The organism is Pseudomonas sp. Pseusp16 (assembly GCF_047324915.1).
GTDB classification, from domain to species: domain Bacteria; phylum Pseudomonadota; class Gammaproteobacteria; order Pseudomonadales; family Pseudomonadaceae; genus Aquipseudomonas; species Aquipseudomonas fluorescens_CD.
Genome location: NZ_CP168522.1, coordinates 5,749,462 through 5,763,656 on the forward strand (window position 1 = coordinate 5,749,462; position 14,195 = coordinate 5,763,656).

At 56.3% G+C, this 14,195-nt stretch carries 9 protein-coding genes; all 9 read left to right on the forward strand.

The genetic code is table 11. The annotated features are described in order from the left end of the window. Nucleotides 1–62: 62 nt before the first annotated feature. Complete coding sequence (gene rplK, locus ACEN8Q_RS26055; protein WP_007933726.1) at nucleotides 63–494, forward strand: 50S ribosomal protein L11; 432 nt, start codon at nucleotides 63–65, stop codon at nucleotides 492–494. Further along, entirely contained in the window at nucleotides 494–1,189 is a 696-nt protein-coding gene (gene rplA, locus ACEN8Q_RS26060) for a 50S ribosomal protein L1 (RefSeq protein ID WP_003186095.1), read from the forward strand. Before rplK ends, rplA begins: the two co-directional genes overlap by 1 nt. Before the next feature lie 198 nt (nucleotides 1,190–1,387). After that, entirely contained in the window at nucleotides 1,388–1,888 is a 501-nt protein-coding gene (gene rplJ, locus ACEN8Q_RS26065) for a 50S ribosomal protein L10 (protein WP_007970413.1), read from the forward strand. Between the two features lie 75 nt (nucleotides 1,889–1,963). Next, nucleotides 1,964–2,329, forward strand: coding sequence for a 50S ribosomal protein L7/L12 (gene rplL, locus ACEN8Q_RS26070; RefSeq protein ID WP_007970414.1), 366 nt, complete (start codon nucleotides 1,964–1,966; stop codon nucleotides 2,327–2,329). Nucleotides 2,330–2,549: 220 nt separating this feature from the next. Continuing rightward, nucleotides 2,550–6,623, forward strand: a complete 4,074-nt coding sequence (gene rpoB, locus ACEN8Q_RS26075; RefSeq protein WP_008018199.1) for a DNA-directed RNA polymerase subunit beta — start codon at nucleotides 2,550–2,552, stop codon at nucleotides 6,621–6,623. A gap of 64 nt (nucleotides 6,624–6,687) precedes the next feature. After that, nucleotides 6,688–10,887 (forward strand): DNA-directed RNA polymerase subunit beta', encoded by a 4,200-nt coding sequence (gene rpoC / locus ACEN8Q_RS26080; RefSeq protein ID WP_057400628.1) that lies wholly within the window; start codon nucleotides 6,688–6,690, stop codon nucleotides 10,885–10,887. A 216-nt stretch (nucleotides 10,888–11,103) separates the two neighbouring features. Next, nucleotides 11,104–11,475, forward strand: a complete 372-nt coding sequence (gene rpsL, locus ACEN8Q_RS26085; protein WP_003186084.1) for a 30S ribosomal protein S12 — start codon at nucleotides 11,104–11,106, stop codon at nucleotides 11,473–11,475. 108 nt (nucleotides 11,476–11,583) lie between these two features. Continuing rightward, nucleotides 11,584–12,057 (forward strand): 30S ribosomal protein S7, encoded by a 474-nt coding sequence (gene rpsG / locus ACEN8Q_RS26090; RefSeq protein WP_007970418.1) that lies wholly within the window; start codon nucleotides 11,584–11,586, stop codon nucleotides 12,055–12,057. Between the two features lie 30 nt (nucleotides 12,058–12,087). After that, nucleotides 12,088–14,193, forward strand: coding sequence for an elongation factor G (fusA, locus tag ACEN8Q_RS26095; protein WP_007970420.1), 2,106 nt, complete (start codon nucleotides 12,088–12,090; stop codon nucleotides 14,191–14,193). The last annotated feature ends 2 nt before the right edge of the window (nucleotides 14,194–14,195 follow it).

Sequence of the window (14,195 nt, forward strand, 5' to 3'; positions counted from 1 at the left end):
GATAAACGCGCAAGTAACCGGGGAGCCTCTCGAGGCGTTCGAACCCGTAATTGGAGTGCCTCATGGCCAAGAAGATTACCGCTTACATCAAGCTGCAAGTGAAGGCCGCTCAGGCTAACCCAAGCCCACCTGTTGGTCCTGCTCTGGGTCAGCACGGCGTGAACATCATGGAATTCTGCAAGGCTTTCAACGCCCGTACTCAGGGTCTTGAGCCAGGTCTGCCGACTCCAGTGATCATCACTGTCTACAGCGACCGTAGCTTCACTTTCGAAACCAAATCCACCCCTGCTTCGGTTCTGCTGAAGAAGGCGGCCGGTCTGACCAGCGGTTCCGCTCGTCCGAACACCGTTAAGGTTGGCACTGTGACTCGTGCTCAGCTGGAAGAAATCGCGAAAACCAAAAACGCGGATCTGACTGCAGCTGATATGGAAGCAGCCGTGCGTACTATCGCCGGTTCTGCTCGTAGCATGGGCCTTAACGTGGAGGGTGTGTAATGGCTAAGCTGACCAAGCGTCAAAAGGCTATCGCCGGCAAAATCGAAGCAGGCAAGGCCTACAACTTTGTAGACGCCGCTGCTCTGCTGGCCGAGCTGTCGACTGTCAAGTTCAGCGAGTCGTTCGACGTAGCTGTAAACCTGGGTGTTGACCCGCGTAAATCCGACCAGGTCGTTCGTAGCGCTACTGTGCTGCCACACGGCACTGGCAAGACTGTTCGCGTTGCTGTGTTCACTCAGGGTCCAGCTGCTGAAGCCGCTCTGGCTGCCGGCGCTGACCGCGTAGGTATGGATGACCTGGCTGCCGAAATGAAAGGCGGCGACCTGAACTATGACGTAGTGATTGCATCCCCGGATGCAATGCGCGTTGTGGGTCAGTTGGGTCAGATCCTCGGTCCACGTGGCCTGATGCCTAACCCTAAAGTCGGCACCGTAACCCCAGACGTAGCTACCGCGGTTAAAAACGCCAAGGCTGGTCAGGTTCGTTATCGCACCGACAAAAACGGCATCATCCACACTTCCGTTGGCAAGATCGGCTTCGACGCCGTCAAGCTGAAGGAAAACGTTGAAGCCCTGATCGCTGATCTGAAGCGTATCAAGCCAGCTTCCTCGAAAGGCATTTACGTCAAGCGCGTTACCCTGAGCACCACTATGGGCCCAGGTCTGGTCATCGACCAAAGCTCGCTCGACGCGTAAGACACAGATTGGCGCAAGCGATTGCGCCAATTGAAAAATTGGGGTCCCTGCCTGGCGGGGGCTATCCAAGACCGTAGGCGACGCGAGTCTTAAACCACAAGCCTACGCAGATGGTGCTCCCGGTTCCTTACCGAATCAGACACCAAAACGACATCCGGTTTCGACCAGATGAAACGGTAACAAGCAGGAGTTAAACCCGTGGCAATTAAACTCGAAGACAAGAAGGCCATCGTCGCTGAAGTCAACGAGGCTGCCAAAGTCGCTCTGTCCGCTGTCGTGGCTGATGCCCGTGGCGTAACAGTAGGCGCGATGACCGGACTCCGTAAAGAGGCTCGTGAAGCTGGCGTTTACGTACGTGTCGTACGTAACACCCTGCTCAAGCGCGCTGTTGCTGACACTGAATTCAGTGTCCTCAACGACGTGTTCACCGGCCCTACCCTGATTGCGTTCTCCAAGGAACATCCAGGCGCTGCTGCCCGGATCTTCAAGGAATTCGCAAAGGGTCAGGACAAGTTCGAGATCAAGGCAGCTGCGTTCGAGGGCAAGTTCCTCGCAGCTAACCAAATCGACGTACTGGCAACTCTGCCGACCCGTGACGAAGCAATTTCTCAGCTGATGAGCGTGATTCAAGGCGCTACCAGCAAATTGGCTCGTACTCTGGCGGCAATTCGCGACCAGAAAGAAGCTGCTGCAGCCTAAGGCTCGTCAACTTCTCGCGTTTTTTGTTTTTTTCGATGGTCGCGTAGGCCGTCCCCAATATCAGGAATTAGATTCATGTCTATCTCTCAGAACGATATCCTTGAAGCAGTTGGCAACATGTCCGTAATGGAAGTTGTTGAGCTGATCAAAGCTTTCGAAGAAAAATTCGGTGTTACCGCTGCTGCTGCATCGGCTGGTCCAGCTGTTGCTGCTGCCGTTGCTGAAGAGCAAACCGAATTCAACGTCATGCTGACCGAAGCTGGCGAGAAGAAAGTTAACGTGATCAAGGCTGTACGTGAACTGACCGGTCTGGGCTTGAAAGAAGCCAAGGCTGTAGTTGACGGCGCACCTGCCATGGTTCTGGAAGCTGTTGCCAAAGACGCAGCTGACAAAGCCAAAGCAGCTCTGGAAGAAGCAGGCGCTAAAGTCGAGCTGAAGTAAGCATCGACTTTGCTCCTCCAGCCCGAGCGTTAAGCGACAGGCTGATGGCTGGTGGCTCTTGCCACCGGCCTTTTTCCGTTATTGGCAGCCGACTGGGTCGGTGCCGATAGCGTGCTGTAACCACCCGATGCGGTGGCGCAAACCATGGGGTTTGCACGATTTTCTGGCTGCTCCCGTCGGGAGGGGCCAAACAAGCAGGTGACCAAGCTGGGGAACGCTGATGGCTTACTCATATACTGAGAAAAAACGTATCCGCAAGGACTTTAGCAAGTTGCCGGACGTCATGGATGTGCCGTACCTCCTGGCCATCCAGCTGGATTCGTATCGTGAATTCTTGCAAGCGGGAGCGACTAAAGATCAGTTCCGCGACGTGGGCCTGCATGCGGCCTTCAAATCCGTTTTCCCGATCATCAGCTACTCCGGCAATGCTGCGCTGGAGTACGTCGGATATCGTCTGGGCGAACCGGCATTTGATGTCAAAGAATGCGTATTGCGCGGTGTAACTTACGCCGTACCTTTGCGGGTAAAAGTGCGCCTGATCATTTTCGACAAAGAATCGTCGAACAAAGCGATCAAGGACATCAAAGAGCAAGAAGTCTACATGGGTGAAATCCCCCTGATGACTGAAAACGGTACCTTCGTAATCAACGGTACCGAGCGTGTAATCGTTTCCCAGCTGCACCGTTCCCCGGGCGTGTTCTTCGACCACGACCGTGGCAAGACGCACAGCTCCGGCAAACTGCTGTACTCCGCGCGCATCATTCCTTACCGCGGTTCGTGGCTGGACTTCGAGTTCGACCCGAAAGACTGCGTATTCGTGCGTATCGACCGTCGTCGCAAGCTGCCTGCCTCGGTACTGCTGCGCGCGCTGGGCTATACCACTGAAGAAGTGCTGGACGCGTTCTATACCACCAACGTATTCCACGTGAAGGGCGAGACCCTGAGCCTGGAGCTGGTGCCTCAGCGCCTGCGCGGTGAAATCGCTGTCCTCGATATTCAGGATGACAAAGGCAAGGTTATTGTCGAGCAAGGTCGTCGTATCACCGCTCGCCACATCAACCAGCTGGAAAAAGCCGGGATCAAAGAGCTGGATGTGCCTCTGGACTACGTCCTGGGTCGCACAACCGCCAAGGTCATCGTGCATCCGGCAACCGGCGAAATCCTGGCAGAGTGCAACACCGAGCTGAACACCGAGATCCTGGCGAAAATCGCCAAGGCCGGCGTTGTTCGCATCGAAACTCTGTACACCAACGATATCGACTGCGGTCCGTTCGTCTCCGACACCTTGAAGATCGACTCCACCAGCAACCAACTGGAAGCGCTGGTCGAGATCTATCGCATGATGCGTCCTGGCGAGCCGCCAACCAAAGACGCTGCCGAGACCCTGTTCAACAACCTGTTCTTCAGCCCTGAGCGCTATGACCTTTCTGCGGTCGGCCGGATGAAGTTCAACCGTCGTATCGGTCGTACCGAGATCGAAGGTTCGGGCGTGCTGTGCAAGGAAGACATCGTCGCGGTACTGAAGACCCTGGTCGACATCCGTAACGGTAAAGGCATCGTCGATGACATCGACCACCTGGGTAACCGTCGTGTTCGCTGCGTAGGCGAAATGGCCGAGAACCAGTTCCGCGTTGGCCTGGTACGTGTTGAGCGTGCGGTCAAAGAGCGTCTGTCGATGGCTGAAAGCGAAGGCCTGATGCCGCAAGACCTGATCAACGCCAAGCCAGTGGCTGCGGCGGTGAAAGAGTTCTTCGGTTCCAGCCAGTTGTCCCAGTTCATGGACCAGAACAACCCGCTGTCCGAGATCACCCACAAGCGTCGTGTTTCTGCACTCGGCCCTGGTGGTTTGACTCGTGAGCGTGCCGGCTTTGAAGTTCGTGACGTACACCCGACCCACTACGGTCGTGTTTGCCCGATCGAAACGCCGGAAGGTCCGAACATCGGTCTGATCAACTCCCTGGCTGCCTATGCGCGCACCAACCAGTACGGCTTCCTGGAAAGCCCGTACCGCGTGGTGAAAGACGCTCTGGTCACCGACGAGATCGTGTTCCTGTCCGCCATCGAAGAAGCCGATCACGTGATCGCTCAGGCTTCGGCCACGATGAACGACAAGAAAGTCCTGATCGACGAGCTGGTAGCTGTTCGTCACCTGAACGAATTCACCGTCAAGGCGCCGGAAGACGTCACCTTGATGGACGTTTCGCCGAAGCAGGTAGTTTCGGTCGCTGCGTCGCTGATTCCGTTCCTCGAGCACGACGACGCCAACCGTGCGTTGATGGGTTCGAACATGCAGCGTCAAGCTGTACCAACCCTGCGTGCCGACAAGCCGCTGGTAGGTACCGGCATGGAGCGTAACGTAGCCCGTGACTCCGGCGTTTGCGTCGTGGCTCGTCGTGGCGGCGTGATCGACTCCGTCGACGCCAGCCGTATCGTGGTTCGTGTTGCCGATGACGAAGTTGAAACCGGTGAAGCCGGTGTCGACATCTACAACCTGACCAAATACACCCGCTCCAACCAGAACACCTGCATCAACCAGCGTCCGCTGGTGCGTAAGGGTGATCGGGTTCAGCGTAGCGACATCATGGCCGACGGTCCGTCCACCGACATGGGTGAACTGGCACTGGGTCAGAACATGCGCATCGCGTTCATGGCATGGAACGGCTTCAACTTCGAAGACTCCATCTGCCTGTCCGAGCGTGTGGTTCAGGAAGACCGCTTCACCACGATCCACATCCAGGAACTGACCTGTGTGGCCCGTGACACCAAGCTTGGCCCAGAGGAAATCACCGCCGACATCCCTAACGTGGGTGAAGCGGCGCTGAACAAGCTGGACGAAGCCGGTATCGTTTACGTAGGTGCTGAAGTTGGCGCAGGCGACATCCTGGTCGGTAAGGTCACTCCGAAAGGCGAGACCCAACTGACTCCGGAAGAAAAACTGCTGCGTGCGATCTTCGGTGAAAAAGCCAGCGACGTTAAAGACACTTCCCTGCGTGTACCTACCGGTACCAAAGGTACTGTCATCGACGTACAGGTCTTCACCCGCGACGGCGTTGAGCGTGATGCTCGTGCCCTGTCGATCGAGAAGTCCCAGCTGGACGAGATCCGCAAGGACCTGAACGAAGAGTTCCGTATCGTTGAAGGTGCTACTTTCGAACGTCTGCGCTCCGCTCTGGTCGGCCACAAAGCCGAAGGCGGCGCCGGTCTGAAGAAAGGCCAGGACATCACCGACGAAGTCCTCGACGGTCTTGAGCACGGCCAGTGGTTCAAACTGCGCATGGCTGAAGATGCCCTGAACGAGCAGCTCGAGAAGGCTCAGGCCTACATCGTTGATCGTCGCCGTCTGCTGGACGACAAGTTCGAAGACAAGAAGCGCAAACTGCAGCAGGGCGATGACCTGGCTCCAGGCGTGCTGAAAATCGTCAAGGTTTACCTGGCAATCCGTCGTCGCATCCAGCCGGGCGACAAGATGGCCGGTCGTCACGGTAACAAGGGTGTGGTCTCCGTGATCATGCCGGTTGAAGACATGCCGCACGATGCCAATGGCACCCCGGTCGACGTTGTCCTCAACCCGTTGGGCGTACCTTCGCGTATGAACGTCGGTCAGATCCTTGAAACCCACCTGGGCCTCGCGGCCAAAGGTTTGGGCGAGAAGATCAACCGCATGGTTGAAGAGCAGCGCAAGGTTGCCGAGCTGCGTAAGTTCCTGCACGAGATCTATAACGAGATCGGCGGTCGTCAGGAAAGCCTCGATGACTTCTCGGACCAGGAAATCCTGGATCTGGCTCAAAACCTGCGTGGCGGCGTTCCAATGGCCACTCCAGTGTTCGACGGCGCCAAGGAAAGCGAAATCAAGGCCATGCTGAAACTGGCAGACCTGCCAGAAAGCGGCCAGATGCAGCTGACTGACGGCCGTACCGGCAACAAGTTCGAGCGCCCGGTTACCGTTGGCTACATGTACATGCTGAAGCTGAACCACTTGGTAGACGACAAGATGCACGCTCGTTCTACCGGTTCGTACAGCCTGGTTACCCAGCAGCCGCTGGGTGGTAAGGCGCAGTTCGGTGGTCAGCGTTTCGGGGAGATGGAGGTCTGGGCACTGGAAGCATACGGTGCTGCTTACACTCTGCAAGAAATGCTCACAGTGAAGTCGGACGATGTGAACGGCCGGACCAAGATGTACAAAAACATCGTGGACGGCGATCACCGTATGGAGCCGGGCATGCCCGAGTCCTTCAACGTGTTGATCAAGGAAATTCGTTCCCTCGGCATCGATATCGATCTGGAAACCGAATAACACGTGACGCGAATCGAGAGCGGGGCAGGATTGCCCGCTCTCTGCTCCGCCAGGAGGAAAGGCCTTGAAAGACCTACTGAATTTGCTGAAAAACCAGGGTCAAGTCGAAGAGTTCGACGCCATCCGTATCGGATTGGCATCGCCTGAGATGATCCGTTCGTGGTCGTTCGGTGAAGTTAAAAAGCCGGAAACCATCAACTACCGTACGTTCAAGCCTGAGCGTGACGGCCTGTTCTGCGCCAAGATCTTTGGCCCGGTAAAGGATTACGAGTGCCTGTGCGGTAAGTACAAGCGCTTGAAGCACCGTGGCGTAATCTGCGAGAAGTGCGGCGTTGAAGTCGCGCTGGCAAAAGTTCGTCGTGAGCGCATGGCTCACATCGAACTGGCCTCGCCGGTTGCTCACATCTGGTTCCTGAAATCGCTGCCGTCCCGTATCGGCTTGCTGATGGACATGACCCTGCGTGATATCGAGCGCGTTCTCTACTTCGAGAGCTACGTCGTTATCGATCCGGGCATGACCACCCTTGAAAAAGGTCAGCTGCTGAACGATGAGCAGTACTTCGAAGCGCTGGAAGAGTTCGGCGACGATTTCGATGCCCGCATGGGTGCCGAAGCTGTCCGCGAACTGCTGCACGCTATCGACCTGGAGCACGAGATTGGCCGTTTGCGTGAAGAGATTCCGCAAACCAACTCCGAAACCAAGATCAAGAAGCTGTCCAAGCGTCTGAAGTTGATGGAAGCCTTCCAGGGGTCCGGCAACCTGCCAGAGTGGATGGTGCTGACCGTTCTGCCGGTTCTGCCGCCAGATCTGCGTCCACTGGTCCCGCTGGATGGCGGTCGCTTCGCGACTTCCGACCTCAACGATCTGTATCGTCGAGTGATCAACCGTAACAACCGTTTGAAGCGCCTGCTGGATCTGTCCGCTCCGGACATCATCGTGCGCAACGAAAAGCGTATGTTGCAGGAAGCCGTCGACGCATTGCTCGACAACGGTCGTCGTGGCCGCGCTATCACCGGTTCCAACAAGCGTCCTCTGAAATCCCTGGCTGACATGATCAAGGGTAAGCAGGGTCGTTTCCGTCAGAACTTGCTCGGTAAGCGTGTTGACTACTCCGGCCGTTCGGTAATTACCGTAGGTCCGACCCTGCGTCTGCACCAGTGCGGTCTGCCGAAGAAAATGGCTCTCGAGCTGTTCAAGCCGTTCATTTTCGGCAAGCTGGAAATGCGTGGTCTCGCTACCACCATCAAGGCTGCCAAGAAGATGGTCGAGCGCGAACTGCCAGAGGTTTGGGACGTTCTCGCTGAAGTGATTCGCGAACACCCGGTTCTTCTCAACCGTGCACCGACCCTTCACCGTCTGGGCATCCAGGCGTTTGAACCGGTACTGATCGAAGGCAAGGCTATCCAGCTGCACCCTCTGGTCTGCGCCGCGTACAACGCCGACTTCGACGGCGACCAAATGGCCGTGCACGTACCGCTGACGCTGGAAGCCCAGCTGGAAGCGCGTGCGTTGATGATGTCGACCAACAACATTCTGTCGCCAGCCAACGGTGAGCCAATCATCGTTCCGTCGCAGGACGTTGTATTGGGTCTGTACTACATGACTCGTGAAGCGATCAACGCCAAGGGCGAAGGTCGTGTGTTCGCGGATCTGCAGGAAGTTGACCGTGTGTTCCGTGCCGGCGAAGCCGCACTGCACGCCAAGGTTAAAGTCCGGATCAACGAAACCGTCAACGACCGTGACGGCGGCAGCGTGACCAACACCCGTATCGTCGACACCACTGTCGGCCGTGCGCTGTTGTTCCAGGTTGTGCCAAAAGGTCTGTCGTACGACGTCGTCAACCTGCCGATGAAGAAAAAGGCGATCTCCAAGCTGATCAACCAGTGCTACCGCGTGGTTGGTCTGAAAGAGACCGTGATCTTCGCTGACCAGTTGATGTACACCGGTTTTGCCTATTCGACCATTTCCGGCGTATCCATCGGTGTTAACGACTTCGTTATCCCGGATGAAAAAGCCCGCATCATCGGTGCAGCCACCGACGAAGTGAAAGAGATCGAAAGTCAGTACGCCTCCGGCCTGGTAACCCAGGGCGAGAAGTACAACAAAGTGATCGACCTTTGGTCCAAGGCGAACGACGAAGTTTCCAAGGCGATGATGGCCAACCTCTCGAAAGAGAAAGTCATCGACCGTCATGGCGTCGAAGTCGACCAAGAGTCTTTCAACTCGATGTACATGATGGCCGACTCGGGTGCGCGGGGTTCCGCAGCACAGATTCGTCAGCTGGCCGGTATGCGTGGCCTGATGGCCAAGCCGGACGGTTCCATCATTGAAACGCCGATTACTGCGAACTTCCGTGAAGGTCTGAGCGTACTCCAGTACTTCATCTCCACTCACGGTGCTCGTAAAGGTCTGGCGGATACCGCGTTGAAAACCGCTAACTCCGGTTACCTGACTCGTCGTCTGGTAGACGTGGCGCAGGATCTGGTTGTAACCGAGATCGATTGCGGCACCGAACACGGTCTGCTGATGACTCCGCACATTGAAGGCGGTGACGTTGTAGAGCCGTTGGGTGAGCGCGTATTGGGTCGTGTTATCGCCCGTGACGTATTCAAGCCAGGTACCGAGGACGTCATCGTTCCTGCCGGCACCCTGGTAGACGAGAAGTGGGTCGAGTTCATCGAGCTGAACAGCATCGACGAAGTGATCGTGCGTTCGCCGATCAGCTGCGAAACCCGCTACGGCATTTGCGCCAAGTGCTACGGCCGCGATCTGGCTCGTGGTCACCAGGTGAACATCGGTGAAGCGGTCGGCGTTATCGCTGCCCAGTCCATCGGTGAGCCGGGTACCCAGCTGACGATGCGTACGTTCCACATCGGTGGTGCGGCAAGCCGGACCTCCGCAGCCGACAGCGTTCAGGTGAAGAATGGCGGTACCGTCCGTCTGCACAACCTGAAGCACGTAGAGCGCGTGGATGGTCACCTGGTTGCTGTGTCCCGTTCCGGTGAGCTGGCCATCGCTGATGACTTCGGTCGTGAGCGTGAGCGTTACAAGCTGCCGTACGGTGCTGTGATCTCGGTTAAAGAAGGTGACAAGGTCGACGCTGGCGCAATCGTGGCCAAGTGGGATCCGCACACTCACCCGATCGTTACCGAAATGAAAGGTACCGTGACCTACGTGGGCATGGAAGAAGGCATCACGATCAAGCGTCAGACTGACGAATTGACCGGTATGACCAACATTGAAGTACTCGACGCCAAAGATCGTCCAGCTGCCGGCAAGGACATCCGTCCAGCCGTGAAGATGGTCGACGACAACGGCAAGGATCTGTTGCTGCCAGGCACTGACGTTATCGCTCAGTACTTCCTGCCAGCCAACGCCCTGGTCGGTGTAGCGGACGGTGCGAAGATCGCGATCGGTGATGTTATCGCTCGTATCCCGCAAGAAACTTCGAAAACCCGTGACATCACCGGTGGTCTGCCGCGTGTTGCCGACCTGTTCGAAGCCCGTCGTCCGAAAGAAGCGTCGATTTTGGCTGAAGTCAGCGGCACCATCGCGTTCGGTAAAGAGACCAAAGGCAAGCGCCGTCTGGTCATTACCCCGAACGACGGTAGCGATCCGTACGAAGAGCTGATTCCGAAGTGGCGTCACCTGAACGTGTTCGAAGGCGAACAGGTAAACCGCGGCGAAGTTATCTCCGACGGTCCGAGCGATCCACACGACATCCTGCGTCTGCTGGGTGTGAGTGCGCTGGCGAAGTACATTGTTAACGAGATCCAGGACGTTTACCGTCTGCAAGGCGTGAAGATCAACGACAAGCACATCGAGACCATCCTGCGTCAGATGCTGCGTAAAGTTGAAATCGCTGAATCCGGCGATTCCAGTTTCATCAAGGGCGACCAGATGGAATTGACTCACGTTCTGGTAGAGAACGAGCGTTTGAGCGGCGAAGACAAGTTCGTCTCCAAGTTCACTCGCGTTCTGCTGGGTATCACCAAGGCGTCGTTGTCCACCGAATCGTTCATCTCGGCGGCTTCCTTCCAGGAAACCACTCGCGTACTGACCGAAGCGGCGGTAACCGGCAAGCGCGATTACCTGCGCGGCCTGAAAGAAAACGTTGTCGTGGGTCGTCTGATCCCGGCTGGTACCGGTCTGGCTTATCACAGCGAGCGTAAGCGCCGCCGTGATGCAGACAAGCCGTTGCGCGTAAGCGCCAGTGAAGTGGAAGCTGCACTGACCGAAGCGCTGAACTTGAGCGGTAACTGAGTTCTGCGGTAAATGAGTGTGAGGCCCTGGTCGCTCCGTTCATCGAATCGAGACAAATTGTCGAGATTGGATGAGCGGGGAGGGCGGGGCCTTGCCTTGACTGGGGACAAGATCCTCTTTAGACTCTTGTACCCCTAAATTTGGCGGGAACTCGTTCCTGCCATTTTGCTTTTCTTGCAAGACAATAGCGTCGCAAGACAACAGTGGAGCTAGTAGATGGCAACTATCAACCAGCTGGTACGTCAGCCGCGTAAGCGTATCGTCGAGAAATCCGACGTGCCTGCGCTGCAGAACTGCCCGCAACGCCGTGGCGTGTGCACCCGTGTGTACACCACCACGCCGAAAAAACCTAACTCGGCACTGCGTAAAGTATGCCGTGTGCGCCTGACCAACGGTTTCGAGGTTTCCTCGTACATCGGTGGTGAAGGTCACAACCTGCAAGAGCACAGCGTGGTACTGATCCGCGGCGGTCGTGTAAAAGACTTGCCAGGTGTTCGTTACCACACCGTTCGCGGTTCGTTGGATACTTCCGGTGTTAAAGGTCGTAACCAGGGTCGTTCGAAGTACGGTACCAAGCGTCCGAAGTAATCGGTCGTTTTGCAGTTTTTAATTTTATTGAGTCGATAAGAGTAAGGTCGGGCACGTATCCACAGGATCTGTCCCGGGCTAACCTGAAGACCGTTTGAGGGCTTATCAATGCCAAGACGTCGCGTAGCAGCCAAGCGTGAGATTCTGGACGATCCGAAATACGGAAGCCAAATCCTCGCCAAATTCATGAACCACGTAATGGAAAGCGGCAAGAAAGCCGTTGCCGAGCGTATCGTTTATGGTGCCCTGGATACCGTGAAGGCTCGTAAGGCCGGCACCGATCCCCTGGAACTCTTCGAAAAAGCACTCGACGCCATCGCTCCGCTGGTCGAAGTGAAGTCGCGCCGCGTTGGTGGTGCTACTTACCAGGTTCCGGTCGAGGTTCGTCCTTCCCGTCGTAACGCTCTGGCAATGCGCTGGCTGGTAGACTTCGCCCGTAAGCGTGGCGAGAAGTCCATGGCTCTGCGTTTGGCTGGCGAACTGTTGGACGCCGCCGAAGGTAAAGGTGCTGCAGTTAAGAAGCGTGAAGACGTGCACCGTATGGCTGAAGCCAACAAGGCTTTCTCGCACTACCGCTTCTAATTCTAGCGTCACTCATTTTGCGAGGGCTTTATGGCTCGTACTACACCGATTAATCGCTACCGTAACATCGGTATCGTTGCTCACGTGGATGCTGGTAAAACCACCACCACCGAGCGCGTCCTTTTTTACACTGGCAAAAGCCACAAGATGGGCGAAGTGCATGACGGCGCTGCGACCACTGACTGGATGGTTCAGGAGCAGGAGCGTGGTATTACCATTACTTCTGCTGCCATTACCGCCTTCTGGCAGGGTTCCGCCAAGCAGCACAAGGACCAGTACCGCTTCAACGTCATCGATACCCCGGGCCACGTAGACTTCACTATTGAAGTTGAGCGTTCCCTGCGTGTACTCGACGGCGCGGTCGTTGTGTTCTGCGGCACTTCCGGCGTTGAGCCTCAGTCCGAAACCGTATGGCGTCAAGCCAACAAGTACGGTGTTCCACGTATCGTTTACGTGAACAAGATGGACCGTGCCGGTGCGAACTTCCTGCGTGTGATCGCTCAGATCAAGCAGCGTCTGGGTCACACTCCGGTGCCGATCCAGTTGGCTATCGGTTCCGAAGACAACTTCCAGGGTCAGATCGATCTGATGACCATGGAAGCGGTTTACTGGAACGATGCTGACAAGGGCATGACTCCACGTCGCGAAGCTATCCCTGCTGAACTGCAGGAGCTGGCTGAAGAGTGGCGCAACAACATGGTAGAGGCTGCGGCCGAAGCCAGCGAAGAGCTGATGAACAAGTACCTCGAAGGGGAAGAACTCTCCATCGAGGAAATCAAGGGTGCTCTGCGTCAGCGTACTATCGCTGGTGAGATCGTTCTTGCTGTTTGCGGTTCTTCCTTCAAGAACAAGGGCGTTCCCCTGGTTCTCGACGCCGTTATCGACTACCTGCCGGCTCCGACCGACATTCCTGCCATCAAGGGTACTGACCCGGATGACGAGGAAAAGCAAATGGAGCGTCATGCAGACGACAACGAGCCGTTCTCGGCTCTGGCGTTCAAGATCGCTACCGACCCATTCGTGGGTACCTTGACTTTCGTCCGTGTTTACTCGGGCGTGTTGGCCTCCGGCGACGGCGTGATCAACTCGGTCAAAGGCAAGAAAGAGCGCGTGGGTCGTATGGTGCAAATGCACGCAAACGCCCGTGAAGAGATCAAGGAAGTGCGCGCTGGTGACATCGCGGCCCTGATCGGCATGAAGGACGTCACCACTGGTGAAACCTTGTGCAACGCTGACAAGCCAATCATCCTGGTTCGCATGGACTTCCCGGAGCCGGTTATCTCGGTTGCCGTAGAGCCTAAGACCAAGGATGACCAGGAAAAAATGGGTATCGCTCTGGGCAAACTTGCTCAGGAAGACCCGTCTTTCCGCGTCAAGACTGATGAAGAGACTGGTCAAACGATCATCTCCGGCATGGGCGAGCTGCACCTGGACATCCTGGTTGACCGGATGCGCCGTGAGTTCAACGTCGAAGCCAACATCGGTAAGCCTCAGGTTTCGTATCGTGAGCGCATCACGAAGAACTGCGAAATCGAAGGCAAGTTCGTTCGTCAGTCCGGCGGTCGTGGCCAGTTCGGTCATTGCTGGATTCGCTTTGCTCCTGCTGACGAAGGTCAGGAAGGTCTGCAATTCCTGAACGAAGTAGTGGGTGGTGTGGTTCCTAAGGAATACATCCCGGCTATCCAGAAGGGTATCGAAGAGCAGATGAAGAACGGCGTTGTTGCCGGCTATCCGCTGATCGGCCTGAAGGCTACCGTGTTTGATGGTTCTTACCACGACGTCGACTCGAACGAGATGGCGTTTAAGGTGGCTGCTTCCATGGCGACCAAGCAACTGGCCCAGAAGGGCGGCGGTGAGTTGCTTGAGCCGATCATGGCGGTAGAGGTTGTTACGCCTGAAGACTATATGGGTGACGTGATGGGCGACCTTAACCGTCGTCGCGGCATGATCTTGGGTATGGAAGACACGGTCTCCGGTAAAGTAATTCGTGCCGAAGTTCCGCTGGGCGAGATGTTCGGTTATGCGACCGACGTTCGTTCCATGTCCCAGGGTCGCGCAAGCTACTCTATGGAATTCAAAAAATACAATACGGCTCCGTCGCACATCGTCGAAACCGTTACCAAAAAACAAGGCTGATT